This is a genomic window from Shewanella surugensis (genome assembly GCF_023284005.1).
Taxonomy (GTDB): domain Bacteria; phylum Pseudomonadota; class Gammaproteobacteria; order Enterobacterales; family Shewanellaceae; genus Shewanella; species Shewanella surugensis.
Genome location: NZ_JAKIKS010000111.1, coordinates 1 through 18,401, shown reverse-complemented (window position 1 = coordinate 18,401; position 18,401 = coordinate 1). Strand labels below are relative to the sequence as shown.

The window sequence follows — 18,401 nt, the reverse complement described above, 5'->3', positions numbered from 1 at the left end:
CAGTTCCGTAGAGTGGCTACGCGCTATGAGAGAAAGGCTAAGTACTATTTAGGGACGCTTCAATTAGCTGCTTCTATGATTTGGTTAGCGTAATTGTCAACGCCCCCTAGGTAAAGTTGGCATGAAGCAACATTTAAAACAAATATTTGATGCGACTTTACCGGAGAGGCATGCGGTTATTATTATGGATAGAGCCAGCTGGTATATGGGATATATCGCCGATGAGTTTGATAATTTGACTATTTTAGCGCTTCCACCTTATTCACCAGAATTAAATCCAATGGAACAAGTATGGCAATACCTAAGACAAAGAGAGCTGGCAAATCGTTGTTTCTATAGATATGAGGGTATTGTTGAGCAAGTATCAAGGGCTTGGAATGTGTTTAGGTTAAATACGGACAGAGTTAAAGCGATAGCAAGCCGAAGCTGATCACTTAATAAGTGGGATTGGTATGATATATATTTTATTTGTTCATATTAAGATTCCTCTTCGGAGTGTAAGAGTTGTCTCTGGGTGATTTTTTCATTTTTTTCCAAATACCATAAGGTTAAATTATTTCCCCAACAGCAGCCTGTATCGAGTGCTTTGAGCTGTGAGGAGGGTACATCCCCCATTAGGGCGGCCCAATGGCCAAATACGAGAGTATATTGAGTTGGTAAAGAGGATTGATGTGTAAACCATGGGCTTAAATTAGCCTGGGTATTCATTTGTGGTGATAATTTTTCACTGAAATTCAAACGTTGATCAGGATAGAGGTAACGCATGCGAGTCAGGGCATTAATGGTATAAATGGCTTGCTCATTTTGAGTCAGGCTTGTTTGCCATTGGTTTATATCATTGCGATACATGCTTTTTATCAGCTTGAGGTAATCAGGTGCGGACAATTGTTTGTTAACCGCTTGGGTTTGGGCTTGTAGTGTTGCAAGTGACCACTGAGGTGGAACGCCAGCATGAGTCATTATAATACGATGTTCGGTATCTATTTGACATAAAGGCTGCTCCCTAAGCCAATCAATCAATAAGTTGATATCATTGGCTGCCAGTAAGGAAGTGAGATTGTCTTTTGGGTTCGGGGTATGGAAGCCTGCATGAACGGATAATAAATGGAGATCATGATTACCCAGTACGATTTTAGCAGAACCTGCTAATGATTTGACAAACCTGAGTGTTTCTAGTGACTTTGGGCCTCTTGCTATTAAGTCACCCACTAGCCACAATGTATCTTTGGATAGATTAAAGTCTACTTTCGCTAATAATAGCATTAATTCGTCAAAACACCCTTGGATATCCCCAATGAAATAATTAGCCATGTTTAGTGAATAAGCCCTGGTATAGCTAGACGAAAGATAGGAATAATCGCTTTAAATTCGCCCTCATCATGGGTCAACATATTATAGTGACCGGTCATAAAACCCATCGGTGTTTTCAGCATAGTGCCGCTAGTATATTGATATGCGGCTTTAGGTTTTATTGTGGGGGTTTTACCGATAACCCCATCTCCGTGTACTTCATGATGTTGACCATCTCCGTCAGTGATATGCCAATAACGACTTTTTAATGTGACGTCTTTATTGCCTAAATTAGTGATCTTAACGGTATAACTGAATAAGAATTTTTCTTCCTCAGGAGAAGATTGCTCTTCTATATATTTAGTGGTCACCTCAATATTAATGGAGGAGCTCTGTGTGGTCATAAATACCCCAAACGCGAGTGTTAAAGTCAGAGGCGATTTTTCGCCTCCTGTGATTATTTCTTATTACAGAGTAAATTCGCTAGCGCAACGTACTCTTCGACGCTGATTTGTTCTGGTCTGCGTGTTGAGTCTATGCCTAGCAGCTCAAAATCAGCGTCCGAGATGATCTGTTTTAAGTTATTTCTGAGTGTTTTCCGACGCATATTAAAGGCGGTCATGGTGAGATGACGGAGAACTTCAACATCTTGACATGGAAATGGTTTCGTTTTAAAAGGAACCAGTCTGACAACGGCTGAATCAACCTTAGGCGCGGGTGTAAAGGATCCTGGGGGCACTTCGAGTACTGGCATTATTTGACAGAAGTATTGGGCCATGACAGTTAAACGTCCATACGCTTTTGTACCAGGACTTGCTGATAATCTTAATACGACTTCTTTTTGCAACATGAAGTGCATATTTTTGATATATTGCGAAAATTCAAATAAATGAAACATCAAAGGGGTGGAAATATTATAAGGTAGATTGCCAAATACTTTTAATTGTTTATCGCTTTGTACCAGCTGACTAAAGTCAAATTTTAAGGCATCACCTTGATGAATGACAAGTTTATGCTTTAACGTTGGGTGAGACTTTAATCGCTCAACAAGATCTCTATCAAGCTCAACAACTGTTAGTTTTTCAATGCCATCGGCTACAGGCTCGGTTAATGCACCAAGACCGGGGCCAATTTCGACCATGATATGCTCATTATCGGGTGAAATGGCGCCCACGATACTATTAATGATATTTTGGTCAGTTAAAAAGTTTTGCCCAAAACGTTTTCTGGCTGTATGGCCTAAATGTACTTTATTACTCATGAATTTTGTTTATTTACTTGTTTTTTGTAGCCAGTTCTATGGCGGTATTAAGGGCGCAGATAAAACTACCTGTATCGGCTTTACCTGTTCCAGCGAGTTCTAAGGCGGTGCCATGATCAACGGATGTGCGGATATAGGGAAGGCCTAAAGTAATATTGACTGAGTTGCCAAATCCCATTGATTTGAGAACGGGTAAACCTTGATCATGATACATGGCTAACACCACATCAGCATCATCAAGGTATTTTGCTTGAAATAAGGTGTCAGCGGGTAATGGGCCGACAATATCAATACCTTCTTCTCTAAGTTCATTTAACGCCGGAATAATGGTGTCGATTTCTTCTCGGCCTAGATGGCCATCTTCACCTGCATGGGGATTGAGTCCACAGACATAAATTCTTGGGCTAATTAATGCAAATTTGTTAATTAAATCTTGATGTAAGATTTTGATAATTTGATGTAATCGGTCTCGAGTAATGGCTTTTGCGACATAGGCTAAAGGAATATGTGTTGTCACTAAGGCGACGTGTAATCCTGGCGCTGAGAGCATCATGACCACATCTTGGCAGTTAGCTTGGTGAGCAAAAAATTCAGTATGGCCGCTAAAAGGAATACCTGATTGGTTAATAATGCCTTTATGGACAGGACCAGTGACAATAGCATCAAACTCACCACTCATGTTTTTTTCACCAGCGTAGTTTAGTGTATCAATAACATAATGGCTATTCGCTTCATTAAGTTCGCCGCATGTCGATGTTTCAACGAGTGGGAAAGGTGTGATGGTTAGCGTGCCTGCTGCTTGTGCTTTGGGAGCGAGATTGGGCTGGTAAGGACGCAATTTGAGCGGGAGTCCAATTTTTTTCGCTCGAGAGGTTAATAAATCAGGATCGGCACACACAACAAGCTCAGCAGGCCAAGCCTGCTGAGCGAGTTGAATAACTAATTCTGGTCCCACTCCGGCAGGTTCACCGGGAGTGATAGCGATTCGCTTAATCGTCAATATGATTAACCTCGATTGTTTTTTGGTTCAAATACTTCAATGTAGGCCTCTGCTCTCATTTCGTCTAACCAATTTTGCAGTTCTTCATTAAACTTGCGGCGAAAAATGAGTTGATGGGCGCGATTGGTATTAAATTGATCGGTTGCATCTGTTTTACGTCGTTTTTCTAATTGGACTATATGCCAACCATGACTAGAGCGGAAAGGCTCGCTAATTTCACCGACTTTTAAACTGGCTAGTTCTTGAGCAAAGGCGGGGACATAAATTTTAGGATCAGCCCAGCCTAATTCACCGCCTTTAACACTTGAGCCAGGATCTTCTGAGTATTGTCTAGCAAGATCTTCAAATTTTGCTTTTCCTGAGCGGATTTGTCCCCGAAATTTTTCGAGCATGGCTTTCGCTCTCTCTTCCGATAAAATAGGAGATGGCTTGATCAGAATATGGCGTGATTTAACTTCATCAACTTCTTTTGTTTCCATACCTCTGATATCCATGACCTTAATAATATGGAAGCCAGATGGACTCTTAATTGGCCCTATGATATCACCTTTTTTCGCATCTTTGACTACTTCTGCAAATAACGTTGGCATTTCGTTGATATTCATGTAATCCCAAATACCTCCTTCTAGCGCCTTAGGACCTGATGATGAAGCAATGGCTGTTCGTTTAAAGTCAGCACCTTCTTTTAAGCGTTTTAAAACAATAGCGGCACGTTTACTGGCCGCTTCGAGTTGTTCACTGGTTGGGTTATTAGGGACATCAATGAGAATATGACCAATTTGAAATTCAACATTTTTTAACCCTTGGTCTTTGATTAATTCCACTAACCCACTAATTTCTTGTGGTGAGACTTGGATCCGACGTTGGACTTGGATACGTTGAATTTCACCTATGGTGATTTCTTGACGAAGCTGTTCACGATATTCTGCAAAAGAAGTGCCTTCACTTTCGAGCTGCTGTTTCATTTGCTCTACAGTCATTTGTTGTTCTTTCGCAATATTGGCGATGGTTTGATCTAATTGTAGATCACCAATATGTAAACCAATACGCTCAGCCATTTGCATCTGTAAGCGCGTTAAAATAAGTCGCTCAATAATTTGAGTGCGTAAAGCCGTATCAGATGGAAGAGATTGATTATTCTGTTTAGCATTGTCTTTGACTGTTTGCATCATGTCGGTGATTTCACTTTCTAAAATCACACCTTGATTGACTTGAACCGCAATTTTATCGAGTTGCATTGGTGCTGCGGTGACATGTTGGCTCATTAAAATGAGTGAAAAAAAAGCTATTACTATTCGTTTACAAGTGTTCATCCACAAAAATCCTTGGCATTTGTTAATGTCATTTTCGATACATTATATCGTTGAAATGATCTTTTATATCCTGTTTGGACTACGAGTTCATGTTGAGGTTCAGTATGAACTCGTTTGATTTAGGTTAATTATTCAAATATATGGGGCTTCGATAATTAAATAATCCATTCTTTAACATGCTTGAGGCCTCTAAAGAACCACTGGTTGAACTTCCTGAGGAACTTGAGCTACTCGAGGTTGTTGAACCGCCCAATCCATTGATGATGAAGTTTAAGTAAACACCGCTTTGGAAATAAGCACTGGAGGTATCATTGCTGTAAGAGGTTTTAATTCGATCATGGTAGGTTACCCTAACAGCCCAGCAGCAAGTATCATATTGAAACCCGGTGTAGGTTTCAACGGTTTGTTTCTCACTTAAATCATAATACCAGTTACCGACGAGTGATATGCTGTCCGTTATTGGCCAAGCAGCACGGAAACCCGTTTGAGAAATATCGGAGGTTACGCCTGTATTGGTATTAACAAGATTAGGTACATAGCGATAACTGACTTGTAATAATTTATTGGGTGCAGGACGATAATCTAGTGAGACTTCATTTTTAGTGTTTGAATTATTTTGTGTGTTGTATTGAACGGAACCATTGATAAACCAATCATTATAAAGTTGAGCCGAGATATCGGAGGCTAATGTAGAACTGCTTGTTGTTGTATTGGTGGTATTGCTATATTCAGAAATGACCTGACTGTCTTGAAAATACATAATTTGACCGAGGCTAAATTTAAAAATTTCTCGATTTTGTGTATTGAATAGCTTAGTGGTTACCCCTACTGTCATTTGGTTCGCGTCTGCTATTCTATCTAAGCCTGAGTAACGTCGATCTCTGAATAGACCATAATAGTCATTTTGTAATTCAGCGGTGTCATAGAGACCAATATCTGACTGATCTTGATAGCCAACATATAGATACTGAAATTGAGGTGTCAATGTTTGTCGATAATTTTGATTAAAATAACTAGTGTAGCGTTCAAAATTGATTTGGCCTGATACGCGCGCTTCTGGCAAGGTACGGCTGACACTATCAGACAGCGCTGAGTCAGTATTATCTTGTTGTGAATAATTGGTTTGGAGTAACTTGACTTCAGTGGTCAGTGAGCCTGCAGGACCCTGTATAGGGTAGGACAAGCTGGGTTCTAAGTGAACGCGAGTCGCTGAAGAATAATTGCCAGAATTTTGATCTTTAAATTGCGTGGCTTCACTGAACAAGTCAAAATCTAGACCCGTTAATACATCTGGGGCACGGTAATTAAAGTCCAGCTGCGGCATGACTTGATAAGGCTGATCACTTTCACCTAACACTTTGATGTCTTGTACTGTGGTGGTTAAATCCCAGTTTTCTTCTAAATAACTCGCCTCACCAACACGAATGAGCTGATTATTAGTCGATGTACTGATATCTGAGCGGAGATCATTAAAGTAGTTATCATCTGAGACATCAGTATAATTGGCCATCATTCGCCAATTTTGGCCGATACTGCCTTGTTGCTGCCAATGATAGAGATACCGATCAGAATTGTTAGTTTCATATTGATCATTACCTAAATATTCTAGGTTTAATTGCCCTGTTTGAGGTGAGCTATCACTGCCTGTAAGATAACGAAATTCACTCTTGGTGTAGAGTCCTCGGTTAGACATATAACTTGGCGTAACCGTTAAGTCATATTCAGGGGCAATATTCCAATAATAAGGAACGGTAAACTCGAGTCCATTTCTTGTGCTGGAGCTAAAAGAAGGAAAGAGAAAACCGGACTTGCGTTTATTTGACACTGGGATGGTCATATAGGGTAAATAAAATACGGGTATATCGGCGATTTTTAATTTCGCTCCCCATATTTCTCCCCACTCTTCACTGCTATTAATTTTAATTTTATTCGCTTCAAGTACCCAATCGGGCTTTGGATCGGGGCAAGTTGTGATGGTGGCCTGAGATAATATGAGGTTATTTTCTTTGGTTATTTCAAGCGTGCCAGCCGTGCCATGCGCTTGTTGGCCTTTTAACCAGTAATTGGTGCGTTGAAGGGTTGCTGTATTACTTCGCATTTGGGCGACTAAGGAGTCCGCAGTGACGATAAAACTGTCGTCGGAAAAGACTAAGTTTCCGTTAGCGGATAGGCTCTGCTGTTGTTGATCAACAATGGCTTCGTCGGCTGCAATTCTCCTCGCGCCTTGAATGAATGAAACATCGCCATTAAAAATCGCTTTTTGTCCTAATTGGGCCTGAGAGTCATTTGATGTAATGGTAATTTCAGAAGGATCTTGGATAGCTGAAGAAGGCGAGGTTGGAATTTGACGTGGCAGATTAGGCTCGATAATGCATATCGATCCCGAAGAAGGCGCTGCTGTCGTATTGTCAGCTAAAACTAATGTTGGAAATAGGCTCATGGCCAGAAAATAACGGATCTGCATCTTAGGTTAGTTACTTTGCTTTTTAATCAAACTGGTTGAAAGAGGGTAAAGATCCCGTTCTTCTTAAGGCTACTTTACTAAATATTTATGTCTATTTTTCTAGCTATTTCATTTTTGTCGTTATAATAAAGCAATTTTTATTTAAGAGCCATGAGGCATCCCTTGTCAGATCCTAGATTTATTCAGCTAACTACGTGGTTAAACAACACCTTTTCTATGGCCTTATCGCCAGTGCTTATCTCAGGTGATGCCAGTGTGAGACGTTATTTCCGTGTTGTGGTGAATGATATTTCTTATATAGTAGTAGACTCACCGCCAGAACAATTAGTTTTGCAACAATTTATTGATATTGCAAACATCTATGCTGAGAATGATATTAATGTACCAGAGGTGATAGAGAAAGACACGCAAAATGGATTCATGTTGCTTAATGATCTTGGTGATACGTCATTATTTTCAATCTTAGATAGTGATAATGTTGAATATTATTATAAAACTGCACTCAATTTGCTTAATAATATTACAAAAGTAAAGGCAACGGCCAAGAGGGAGCTACCATTATACGATAGTGCGTTTATTCGTCAAGAACTCGAAATATTTACAGACTGGTTACTAAAATATCACCTTTCGATGACGCTGAATACGGCAAGGCTTAATATGTTGGAAGCGGTCTTTCGACATTTAATAGAGAATGCTAATGAGCAACCGCAAGTGGGTATGCATAGAGATTATCATTGCCGAAATATCATGTTGAAAAATAATACCTTGAATCTCATTGATTTCCAAGATGCTGTTATTGGACCGATCACTTATGATGTGGTTTCTTTGTTGAGAGATTGCTATTTACGTTGGCCGGATGAGCTTGTTAGTCAATTAATGTGTGAGCATTATGAGCAAGCGCGATTGAACGGTGACATTTCAACAGATATATCTCTTGAGCAGTATCGACGTTGGTTTGATTTAATGGGGTTACAGCGGCATATCAAGGCGGTGGGGATCTTTGCAAGGCTACATCATAGAGATCAGAAGTCTGCTTATTTGGCTGATATTCCATTAACCTTAGGTTATATACGTGATGTGGCTTTATCTTATCCTGAGCTTAAAGAATTTGGCTCTTGGGTTGAACTGGAGTTGATCCCTCAATTTATGAACAAAGCTGAGAATGTGATATGAAAGCCATGATTTTAGCTGCTGGGAGGGGAGAAAGGTTGAGGCCTTTAACCGATTGTATTCCTAAACCTCTAGTTTGTATCGCTAAAAAGCCATTGATTGTTTACCATATTGAAAATCTTGTGAGTATTGGGGTGAAAGATATTGTCATTAACCTCGCTTGGTTAGGTGAGAAGATACCTGAGGCTTTAGGCTCTGGGGATAAATGGGGCGTGAGATTACATTACAGCTATGAAAAAGAGGCGTTAGATACGGGAGGGGGGATTAAGCAAGCACTCACTTTTCTTGGAAATGAGCCTTTTCTGGTTGTTAATGGTGATGTCTTTATTGATGAATTGCCTATTATCCCCGTGTTGAAAAAAGATGAACAGGCTTATGTGTGGTTGGTCGATAACCCTTGCCATAATCTTGCTGGTGACTTTGCTTTATCGGATGGTAAAATTAGTGATTCAGGGTTGTTTAAATTGACTTTTTCAGGGATAGGTCTTTATCGCCCAGCGTTATTTTTACAATGTCATAAAAGCCGATTTCCGTTAGCTCGCTTACTCAGAGATGGCATGCAAAAAGGCAATGTTGTGGGAGGACATATGGTGACATTTTGGTGCGATGTGGGTACGGTAGAAAGACTTGTAGCACTAGAAGAAAGGCAAGCTTATTTGTTATCATAAATAGGACTGAATAAAGACATTTTTGTTGAAGATATTCTTATATTTTAAAGGTTAATTAATGCGGATTTTTGGTAAGGTTTTTGGTTTTATTATTGGCTTTATGCTCGGCCGTCTTTTTGGGGGGTTGCTGGGGCTTTGGTTGGGCCATATTTATGATCGGAGTCAAGGTGGTGGAAGCTCTTTGTTTGCCAATGCCGCCAATCGGCAGCGCCTTTTCTTTAATACCACTTTTGCTGTGATGGGGCATGTGGCTAAAGCGTCGGGTCAGGTGACTCAGAATGATATTCGTGTGGCGACAGCGTTAATGGATCAAATGCAATTAAAAGGAGAAGCGAGGAGAGAAGCTCAAACTTCTTTTGGTGAAGGAAAATCCGATCATTTTGATATTAAAGAAAAATTAAGAACATTTAGAATGATTGCCATGGGGCGTCGAGAATTAGTACAAATGTTTTTGGAAATTCAAATTCAAACAGCATTATCGGATGCAAAGCTAGAGCCGAGTGAACATGCAGTATTACTGGTGATAGCCCAAGAATTGGGCTATTCAGGAGCGCAACTTGATGCTTTATTGGCGCGTTGGCAAGCAGAATTTAAGTTCCATCAAAATGGAGGCAGTACCAATAAAACCACAATCGAAGATGCTTATTCGATTCTGGGATTATCGAAGGATACTTCTAACCAAGATATAAAACGCGCCTATAGAAAGCTCATGAATGAACATCATCCTGATAAACTTGTGGCTAAAGGTTTACCTCCTGAAATGATGGCGTTGGCTAAGAATAAAGCACAGGATATTCAAGCGGCCTATGATAAAGTGAAAAGTGAACGTGGAATGCGCTAATACTTTTTAATTTCATAATAATGGTGCAGTAATGAAGATAGTTATCTTAGATACTTTTACACTCAATGCTGGCGATTTAAGCTGGCAAGCCTTATCTGAGTTAGGTGAATTAATCTGTTATGACAGAACGCTTGCTGATGAAGTCGTTTCAAGGACGAAAGATGCGGATGTTATTTTAACCAATAAAGTGATCTTAAGCGCTGAAATATTATCTCAGCTACCTCAATTGAACTACATCGGGGTATTAGCCACTGGAACGAATATTGTTGATTTAGATGCCGCGAGCGCAGGGGGTATTGTTGTGACCAATGCACCTAATTATGCCTCTGATTCTGTTGCACAAATGGTTTTTGCTCACATACTGAATTATACTCAGCAAGTCGCAGTCCATGCTCAGTCTGTTAAGAATAATGCTTGGTCAACATGTCCTGATTTTTCTTTTACCTTATCACCATTACATTCTTTAAGACATAAAGTTCTTGGCTTGATAGGTTACGGTGATATTGGGCGTAAAGTGGCGAAGATTGGGCTTGCGTTTGGTATGAAGGTCGTGGTTAATACACGACAGCGATTAATTGATTTACCTAATGGAATAAGTTGGCAGACGCAAGATGAAATATGGGCTAATGCCGATTTTCTGTCTTTGCATTGCCCATTGACAGAGGCGACAAAGCAGCTTATTAATACGGCTAGCTTAGTCAAAATGAGATCAAGTACAGTATTAGTGAATACTTCACGAGGCGAGCTTATTGATGAGATTGCACTGGCTAATGCGTTAAAACAGGGGCAATTAGCTTTTGCGGGATTAGATGTGCTATCGATAGAGCCACCCTCTTTAGATCATCCTTTCTTTAAGCTGAAGAATATCTGTATTTCCCCTCATAATGCTTGGGCCACGGTCGAAGCGCGCCAGAGGCTACTCGATATTGTGGTGAGTAATCTTATTTCTTATGTTGAAGGTCCAGAAGTACTCAATCGTGTAGTATGAGTTTGTTGGATGTGTACCCTAGGGTATATGACTTGCAGTCTTAAGATTAAAGCAGATAGGAGCGCCTTCTCTGCTCATGGGTTGAATATTACTTATTGCTTTTCTCGTAAAGGATTGCGGGGATCGTGAGTCCAATTGAGATGAGGTTTTCCAGTATCAATGTCGATCATGGATATGGCTTCGGGTTCAGGACAGGTGATTTGACATAAATTACAGCCAACGCACTCTTCTTCTATGATGGTATATTCTCTGGCCCCTGCCTTTTCGGTGATGGCGATTGATTGGTGTGAGGTATCTTCACAGGCGGCATAACAGCGTCCACACTGAATGCAATGATCCTGATTAATGAGCGCAACACGCTTATAATTCATGTTTAAGTACTTCCAATCATTGGTGTTTTTGATGGCTGCACCACAAAAGTCATTAATGTTTAAATAGCCTTTTTTATCCATCCAGTCACTTAATCCACTGCACATTTCCTTAATGATTTTAAAGCCAAATAACATGGCTGCGGTGCAAACTTGTACGTTCATGGCGCCCAGTGAAATAAACTCAGCGGCATCTCGCCAATTTGAAATGCCCCCGATACCCGAAATTGGGATGTTCGCTGAAGCAGGATGCCGAGCAATTTCAGAGACCATATTGAGCGCAATAGGTTTTACGGCTGGACCACAATAACCGCCATGGGTACTTTTTCCACCGACGCTGGGTTCTGGTGACATAGTGTCAAGATCAACTGAAGTGATAGAGTTAATCGTGTTGATTAAGCTAACTGCATCAGCGCCTCCCCTGATTGCTGCTTCTGCTGGTGCGCGGATATCGGTAATATTGGGGGTTAATTTTACTATAACGGGAAGTGATGAATATTGTTTGCACCAACGTGTTACTTTTTCAATATATTCAGGTACTTGACCTACTGCAGCGCCCATGCCTCTTTCTGGCATACCATGAGGACAGCCAAAATTAAGCTCAATGCCATCGGCTCCAGTGGCTTCCACTCTATGGAGGATCAGTTTCCATGGCTCTTCTTCGCAGGGCACCATTAAGGAAACAATAATCACTCTATCAGGCCAATCTTTTTTGACTTGGGTTATTTCATCTAGATTTGTTTGTAGTGGACGATCGGTAATAAGTTCGATATTGTTAAAACCAATGACTTGCCTGTTTTGTCCATAATGGACACCGTAACGAGAGGAAACATTGATAGCACCAGGATCTTCTCCAAGGGTTTTCCAGACGACTCCGCCCCAGCCAGCCTCAAAGGCGCGAACAACATTATAGGCTTTATCCGTTGGGGGGGCGGAGGCAAGCCAAAAAGGATTAATGGATTTTATACCAATGAATTCACATGCTAACTTAGCCATAAAGTTGTCCTATTAATCTTGTAGTTGTTGATGAATGGCCGCTGCGGCTTTATTTCCATGATCGACGGCTTCGACGACTAAATCCAATCCATCAATGGCATCACCTCCGGCATAGACATCATCAAGGGATGTCCTAAATTGGCTATTCACTTGAATTCTTCCGCGCTTATCTAGCTTCGGTCTGGGATCATCTTTATTAGCAAGAGGGAATATATTAAATTGCTGGCCGATGGCTTTAAAAATGATGTCACAAGGGAGCTCGATGATGTCATTGGTGGCAACGAGTTTACCCATGGTGTCATATTGAGTTTGTTTAAACTGCATATGAGTGACACCTTTATTATTGCCTAATATTTGATAGGGTTGGGCATTAAAAATAAAGTGAATTTCATGTTTTAATGCGAGTTCCTGTTCATAATCGGATGCGCCCATACTTTCTTGGTTTCGCCTATAAACAATACTTACGTCTTCGGCGCCTAATTTTTTACTTTGTACTGCGATATCGATGGCAGTCATACCTGCGCCGATAACAATAATACGACGGCCAACAGGTAAATCTGTCATGTCTGTCGATTGACGTAATTGGCTGATATAATCGATGGCATCTTCAACACCGTTAAATTGTTCACCTGAAATATTGAGTTTATTAGTCGCATTTAATCCGATAGCAATAAATACCGCATCATGGGTGTTACGTAATTCTTGTAAGGTGATGTCGCTTCCCAGTGCTGTCTCATATTGTATTGTTATCCCGCCGATTTTTAATACAAAATTAATTTCTTCTTGCGCATAGTTATCAAGTAATTTGTACTGAGCGATACCATATTCATTAAGGCCTCCGCTTTTCTTTTCTGCTTCATAAAGAGTGACTCTATGGCCTTTTTGAGCGAGTCGATGAGCGCAAGCCAGTCCAGCAGGGCCAGCGCCCACAATGGCGACATGTTTCCCTGTGTTTTTATCTCGAGTGAAAGGATAGGCTTGAGAGGAGTCTAAATGATCGATGGCGTATCTTTGTAATAATGCAATATTAACAGGTGCTTGTTCTTTTAGATTTCTGACACAAACTTGCTCACACAAGGTTTCGGTAGGGCAGACCTTGGCGCAGCTACCCCCTAGGATATTGGCTGAGAGTATTTCTTTCGCTGCTCCATGGGCATTGCCTGTATTAATTTCTTTAATAAATAAAGGGATATCAATTTGTGTCGGGCAAGCTTGAATGCAGGGGGCGTCATAGCAAAATAAACAACGTTCACTGGCAACTAATGCCTGTTTCATTGTTAGTGCTGGGTGGATATCGCTAAAATTATCTAAAATATTAATAGCGTCAAGGCGCTTAGATTGAATATCGTGATCCACACTCATTACTTCTCCTTATCACTTTTAGGTCTTTGAAGGATAGTTAACTTTATGTTATTTAAATTATTGTTGTATTATTGTTGTATTATTTTTGAACTACAACTGTAGGGGAATGTGGCGGTTTAGTCAATTGAATTTGAGACGGCTTAAATACAGGTAACTTGTTATCTTCTATAGAAAGTTCAGCTGCTTATTCTTATATGGAATAGTTATTTATTTTTAATAATTTAACTATTTCTGACAAGTTAGGTTATCTTTATTGAATGCAACAATTAGAGTTTTTTGAAGTCCCCAGTCCTTGCATCGGCGTGTGTCAAAGCGATGCTCGAGGCTATTGTTTGGGGTGTTTTCGAAGTCGTAATGAGCGTTTTCAATGGCTTGACTATTCAGATCATCAAAAGCAATGGGTGATTAAATTGTGCAAACAACGAAAAAGACGCAGACAGTTGGCCGCTATAAAGGCAAAACCGACAAGTGAAAAGCCGCAGAAGACACAGCATAATAATGAGTTTGATTTTTAATCAATAGGTCTCGGGAGGTTCAATGGTAAGTTTAAGCTGAACTTTGTTTGGCCATGATGGCTTTCTAGTGTCGCACTTCCATGATGTTTTTCCATGATGCGTTTGACTATGGCGAGTCCTAATCCATGTCCCCTTGTCTCATTTTTATGCTTGTTATTACTGCGGTAGAAAGGTTCAAATATTTTGTCTTGTTCTGCACTCGAGATCCCCTCTCCGTCATCGATGACTGATATTTGAATCCATTTTTTATTACAGCTGATCTCTACGATAATAGATTGTTGACTAAAACGTAGGGCATTGGTGATCAAATTTTGTAATGCACGATCAATCAATAAGGCATTGGCTTTAATTTCTATTTGGGTTGCCAAAGGAATAAAGGTGATGGGGATGATTTGATGGATTTGTAGTCGTTTGATTGTTTTTTCAACCAATAAATTTAATTCACAGTGTTCGAACTTAGGTCGGTCGTATTGAGGATCTAGGCTGGTGTAACTCAACAGTTCTTCCAATAAGGCTTCAATTTCATCAATATCTTGATTAATGTTGTCAGAAAGTTGGCTTTGATTCGGGATATGAGAGCGAGCATATTGAGACATCAGAGCGAGTGCAAATTTCAATCGAGATAGCGGAGTTCGAATTTCATGTGAGACGGCATTGAGTAAATGAGTTTGGTTATCGATAAGGTGAGCAATATGACTTGCCATATCATTGAATGTTTGTGCTAATTCATGTACTTGTGAACGGGTAGATAACACAATTTGAGTATCCCATTTTGCTATTCCTAGTTGCTTTGCGGCAGATTGGAGTGTTTTTAAATCTCTCGATAAAGGCCAAACCCATATTAATGAAACCAGTGCTAAGGAGAGGTAAAAAAATAAATTGAACAGTCCTCTGAGCTTAGCATTCGGATCTAAATCGAGGGGACCTGCCATTAATATTTGATCACCCACAGCGACAAAATGTAATTCAGTTGTCGGTGTTGTGGCAATACTAATGACAGCGTCGTTAGTGAGCTGATGTTTATCAGCGAGAGCGACTTGATTAGCATCGAGTAATGTTAGTGGAAAATCAGGGGTATGAGTCATTTTCTTAAGGTAAGAAGCGCGTTTGTCTTCAGGGAGTTGAGATAGAAGTTGCGCGAATGCCACGAGTGGGGCATTTTCAGATGCACCGTTATCGATGTAGTGTTGCCAAATACTATCTAATGTCCAGCCTATGCCGAGAAAGCTTAGGCTGAGCAAGAGATAGAGACTGACAAAAAGTCGCTTCACTCCATGGACCTAATATTAGCTATTCCATGCTTCAGGTGCAAACAGATAACCTTGTCCCCAAACGGTTTTAATTCTGAACGGTGTTTCAATATTATCCCCTAGTTTTTTTCTTAAACGGGAGATCCTGACATCTATTTTTCGGTCTTTGCCATCAAAATCAATATTGAGTAAGTATTGGTATATATACTGTCTACTTAATACTTGTCCAGCTTGAGAAGCTAATAACCATAACAATTCAAACTCATGATTAGTCAAATCAATTTCTATTTGACCTAAGCGTATGACTTGAGTGTGGGGATCGATACTTAACTTACCAAAACTTAAACAATGAGATTCTGCTTTTTGTGGTTGCAGTTTTCTTTTGAGTAAATTATTAATTCGGGCTAACAGTAATGCAGGATCGACAGGCTTCACAACATAATCATCAGCTCCCATTTCTAAACCTTTAATTTGATCTTCATTTGAGGCGAGAGCACTCATCAAAAGGATAGGGCCAGAAAAATAATCAGGTAATTTTTCGCACAGTGTTAAGCCATCCATTCCAGGTAACATGATATCTAAAATGATGATCTCAGGTTTGTAATGGATCAAGCGTTTTAACACCGTATCGCCTCGGCGCTCGACTTCGACGTGCATTCCATGTGATTTTAAATAATCCACGATTAAGTTAGCAAGACGAATATCATCTTCAACTAATAGTACTCTATGATTAGATTGAGGGAGGGCCATTAGAATAGACTCCATGCATTGCGAAAATTTCGCCTTAAATTCGGCATTAAAGCAGGAGTCACTTTTAATTCGGCTCCTGCCAGTGTTTTATTTGTTTCTTTGTCTATCATAATGAATCGAATGTCTTTTTCTGTGTTAATGTTTAGCGTCAATGACTTTATTCGTGGGGAGTCATTACACCATTTCATGAGTTCATGATAATTTGATAAAATGCATATTGGTTTAAAAAGGTTAAGTTCCCACTTTAATTCGACCTTTAAATCACAAGATAGTTGCTTTGAAGATGTAATACAAAACTCGGGAAATAGTTGTAATATTGCTTGGTTTTTGTTTTCGTGAGCAACAGCCTCTCCACCCATAAGGAAATGAGTCGTAAGAGTGATGTATATTAATTTAATGATAGATCGTTGCACTAATCGTAAAGCCTATTTCTGACAGTGTTTAAATAAAGCAATCATGTGTGTTCATGCCACGTTTTATATGTTTAATATTTTCAATATGAAGGTGTCATTCTTTTAGTTTAGCCTTTAATCGAAAATTGTCATTGATAGAAACAAGCCTGAACTGAAATGATTAAAACATGCCATACCTTGGTTAATTTTGGGGCAGAGCCCGTGATATGTTTATTTTTCATCGTATTTTGTTTGCTATTCAATCTACTTATTATCGTGGTACGGGTCAGCTTAATGGGTTAAGTGTAGTCAGTGATGACTGACGATTGTTTTACATTCTGAAGCATGAAAGTGAAGCTCCTATAGTTAATGACAAGTTAGTTAGTTGTTTTTAATGGGTTAGTTTGTTCTTGTCAGAGATAAAGGTAACTTGAAACGCATAAGAATTCATTATTACGCCTTTAAGATTTGTCATCGAACAAAATGTAAGGACATAGAGTATCATTTATAGCAGTATTCCGTAGTCTTTATGTGGGTTTTGATGCAAAGTGATACAGCTTATCTAGGGCGTTTTTTTAATGCTATTTTATTTGTGGCAATCTTTGCTGAGAGCGAATATTCATGTGAGTGAAGCCTTGTATATTCCTGAATACTTCCCAAATATTCTTACTCGTTTAATCTGGATCAGCATTAACGTATAAGGTGAGGGATCCCATCGGTATTGTGATGAAAATACTTGCTTCTTCTAACCTATCTCAATCATCTCCAGTTTCTATTTTTACAACATAACATTAGCACTCTCTAATTTTGTTGGTATGCTTAATATTTAAGAGAGTCATTAAATTTATTACTCAGTCTATCAATTTGAATTTAGGGGTTTTATTTATATACTGTTTTATTAGATATAAATTTAATGACATCATGATTTAAATTTTTATTGGAAAGATAGTGTCGGGTTTTATCATGATATAAAAGGAAGCCTTTTTGCGTCACTGCTATTTTATTTATTTCATTCCAAAGTATTTCTTTATTAACATAATAAGAATCAATTTTAATGCTCTGTTCATTTATTGTCAGAAGAACGTCACTATTGGCGGCTTTGCTGATCATTTGACGCATCAACCACCAAGATTTATTAAATTTCACGCCTAAGGCTTCTAGTACGCCAAGGCCAATTAAAAACCAAGAAGCATAAGGGTTTAATTGAGTCAGTAGCATGCCTGTTCCAATCAGTAAAAATAGGATTGCTTTGTAATAGGGGCGCAATGAAAGATCGGTTGTGACGGATTGTTCATAGCACTCGATGTAATAGTCTTTATCCAGTTTATATTGGCTAGTAAATTCAATGGAGGATGTCATTTTTTACTCATAATTAATTTTGATGAAGCCCTATGATGAAAGGGCACATACCCAAGCTCATTGAAAGTGCATATTTTCATAGTGCCTAAAGTCGTTCAATTCAAAGTGTATTATTGAAAGAATGTAGGCACCTTTTGATATACTATAACACAGAAGTGAGCACTTTTACGCGCTCCTAATATTTGAAAGCGATGAGGAAAGTCTTTTATACTGCGTTACTGAGAATCAACTTAGAATAACGAGGTTATCTACTCAAGAAAACCGTCATGGTCGTTCATTAACATCAGATGACGGGAATGTCATTAAGAGCTATAGTCGTTTCTGGTGTATGAGGATAAAGCATTGCGATGTAACCTGTTAATTGATCTTGGCCGATCAACAATTAACAAAAGGAACATCGCAATGACTAAAAAT

18 protein-coding genes and 1 pseudogene are annotated in these 18,401 nt (G+C 39.4%); 7 read left to right on the top strand and 12 right to left on the bottom strand.

Annotated features, from left to right (window positions below):
• Nucleotides 1–121: 121 nt before the first annotated feature.
• Nucleotides 122–385, top strand: a pseudogene (locus L2764_RS20860) (transposase); the annotation flags it as partial.
• A 92-nt stretch (nt 386–477) separates the two neighbouring features.
• Here the strand turns inward: L2764_RS20860 and L2764_RS20855 are convergent.
• The 6 genes from L2764_RS20855 to lptD all read right to left on the bottom strand — a co-directional run bounded on the left by L2764_RS20855 (nt 478) and on the right by lptD (nt 7,328).
• The gene (locus L2764_RS20855; protein ID WP_248942275.1) at nt 478–1,311 is read right to left on the bottom strand and encodes a symmetrical bis(5'-nucleosyl)-tetraphosphatase; all 834 of its coding nucleotides are present in this window, start codon (nt 1,309–1,311) and stop codon (nt 478–480) included.
• 2 nt (nt 1,312–1,313) lie between these two features.
• Nucleotides 1,314–1,694, bottom strand: a complete 381-nt coding sequence (gene apaG / locus L2764_RS20850) for a Co2+/Mg2+ efflux facilitator ApaG/CorD (protein WP_248942274.1) — start codon at nt 1,692–1,694, stop codon at nt 1,314–1,316.
• Nucleotides 1,695–1,747: 53 nt separating this feature from the next.
• Nucleotides 1,748–2,551 (bottom strand): 16S rRNA (adenine(1518)-N(6)/adenine(1519)-N(6))-dimethyltransferase RsmA, encoded by an 804-nt coding sequence (rsmA, locus tag L2764_RS20845; RefSeq protein ID WP_248942273.1) that lies wholly within the window; start codon nt 2,549–2,551, stop codon nt 1,748–1,750.
• A gap of 13 nt (nt 2,552–2,564) precedes the next feature.
• Complete coding sequence (gene pdxA, locus L2764_RS20840) at nt 2,565–3,551, bottom strand: 4-hydroxythreonine-4-phosphate dehydrogenase PdxA (protein ID WP_248942272.1); 987 nt, start codon at nt 3,549–3,551, stop codon at nt 2,565–2,567.
• A gap of 5 nt (nt 3,552–3,556) precedes the next feature.
• Nucleotides 3,557–4,864 carry a peptidylprolyl isomerase SurA gene (surA, locus tag L2764_RS20835; protein ID WP_248942271.1) on the bottom strand — a complete coding sequence of 436 codons (1,308 nt, stop codon included), beginning with the start codon at nt 4,862–4,864 and terminating at the stop codon, nt 3,557–3,559.
• A gap of 124 nt (nt 4,865–4,988) precedes the next feature.
• A complete protein-coding gene (gene lptD, locus L2764_RS20830) occupies nt 4,989–7,328 on the bottom strand; it encodes an LPS assembly protein LptD (RefSeq protein WP_248942270.1) in 2,340 nt (779 codons plus the stop codon).
• A 150-nt stretch (nt 7,329–7,478) separates the two neighbouring features.
• On the opposite strand from lptD, the gene L2764_RS20825 reads away from it, so the two are divergent.
• The 4 genes from L2764_RS20825 to L2764_RS20810 are packed head-to-tail and all read left to right on the top strand — an operon-like array spanning nt 7,479 to nt 10,995.
• The gene (locus L2764_RS20825) at nt 7,479–8,501 is read left to right on the top strand and encodes an aminoglycoside phosphotransferase family protein (RefSeq protein ID WP_376708463.1); all 1,023 of its coding nucleotides are present in this window, start codon (nt 7,479–7,481) and stop codon (nt 8,499–8,501) included.
• Nucleotides 8,498–9,166, top strand: coding sequence for an N-acetylmuramate alpha-1-phosphate uridylyltransferase MurU (gene murU / locus L2764_RS20820; protein WP_248942268.1), 669 nt, complete (start codon nt 8,498–8,500; stop codon nt 9,164–9,166). Before L2764_RS20825 ends, murU begins: the two co-directional genes overlap by 4 nt.
• A gap of 58 nt (nt 9,167–9,224) precedes the next feature.
• Nucleotides 9,225–10,007 carry a co-chaperone DjlA gene (djlA, locus tag L2764_RS20815; protein WP_248942267.1) on the top strand — a complete coding sequence of 261 codons (783 nt, stop codon included), beginning with the start codon at nt 9,225–9,227 and terminating at the stop codon, nt 10,005–10,007.
• A 31-nt stretch (nt 10,008–10,038) separates the two neighbouring features.
• Complete coding sequence (locus L2764_RS20810) at nt 10,039–10,995, top strand: D-2-hydroxyacid dehydrogenase (RefSeq protein ID WP_248942266.1); 957 nt, start codon at nt 10,039–10,041, stop codon at nt 10,993–10,995.
• 92 nt (nt 10,996–11,087) lie between these two features.
• On the opposite strand, the gene preA is transcribed toward L2764_RS20810, so the two are convergent.
• On the bottom strand, nt 11,088–12,359 hold the full coding sequence (preA, locus tag L2764_RS20805; RefSeq protein WP_248942265.1) for an NAD-dependent dihydropyrimidine dehydrogenase subunit PreA: 1,272 nt from the start codon (nt 12,357–12,359) through the stop codon (nt 11,088–11,090).
• 12 nt (nt 12,360–12,371) lie between these two features.
• Nucleotides 12,372–13,721 carry an NAD(P)-dependent oxidoreductase gene (locus L2764_RS20800; RefSeq protein ID WP_248942264.1) on the bottom strand — a complete coding sequence of 450 codons (1,350 nt, stop codon included), beginning with the start codon at nt 13,719–13,721 and terminating at the stop codon, nt 12,372–12,374.
• Nucleotides 13,722–13,978: 257 nt separating this feature from the next.
• Here L2764_RS20800 and L2764_RS20795 point away from each other — a divergent pair, with 257 nt between their 5' ends.
• Nucleotides 13,979–14,236 (top strand): DUF1289 domain-containing protein, encoded by a 258-nt coding sequence (locus L2764_RS20795; protein WP_248942263.1) that lies wholly within the window; start codon nt 13,979–13,981, stop codon nt 14,234–14,236.
• Here L2764_RS20795 and L2764_RS20790 read toward each other — a convergent pair.
• The 3 genes from L2764_RS20790 to L2764_RS20780 are packed head-to-tail and all read right to left on the bottom strand — an operon-like array spanning nt 14,233 to nt 16,595.
• The gene (locus L2764_RS20790; RefSeq protein ID WP_248942262.1) at nt 14,233–15,507 is read right to left on the bottom strand and encodes a HAMP domain-containing sensor histidine kinase; all 1,275 of its coding nucleotides are present in this window, start codon (nt 15,505–15,507) and stop codon (nt 14,233–14,235) included. The two genes, L2764_RS20795 and L2764_RS20790, sit on opposite strands and share 4 nt — an antisense overlap.
• 15 nt (nt 15,508–15,522) lie before the next feature.
• Nucleotides 15,523–16,236 carry a response regulator gene (locus L2764_RS20785; protein ID WP_248942261.1) on the bottom strand — a complete coding sequence of 238 codons (714 nt, stop codon included), beginning with the start codon at nt 16,234–16,236 and terminating at the stop codon, nt 15,523–15,525.
• On the bottom strand, nt 16,236–16,595 hold the full coding sequence (locus L2764_RS20780; RefSeq protein ID WP_248942276.1) for a DUF3019 domain-containing protein: 360 nt from the start codon (nt 16,593–16,595) through the stop codon (nt 16,236–16,238). Before L2764_RS20780 ends, L2764_RS20785 begins: the two co-directional genes overlap by 1 nt.
• Nucleotides 16,596–17,206: 611 nt before the next feature.
• On the opposite strand from L2764_RS20780, the gene L2764_RS27855 reads away from it, so the two are divergent.
• Complete coding sequence (locus L2764_RS27855; RefSeq protein WP_283107097.1) at nt 17,207–17,329, top strand: hypothetical protein; 123 nt, start codon at nt 17,207–17,209, stop codon at nt 17,327–17,329.
• Between the two features lie 178 nt (nt 17,330–17,507).
• Here the strand turns inward: L2764_RS27855 and L2764_RS20775 are convergent, their stop codons facing one another.
• Nucleotides 17,508–17,987 carry a YcxB family protein gene (locus tag L2764_RS20775; protein WP_248942260.1) on the bottom strand — a complete coding sequence of 160 codons (480 nt, stop codon included), beginning with the start codon at nt 17,985–17,987 and terminating at the stop codon, nt 17,508–17,510.
• Nucleotides 17,988–18,401 lie beyond the last annotated feature (414 nt).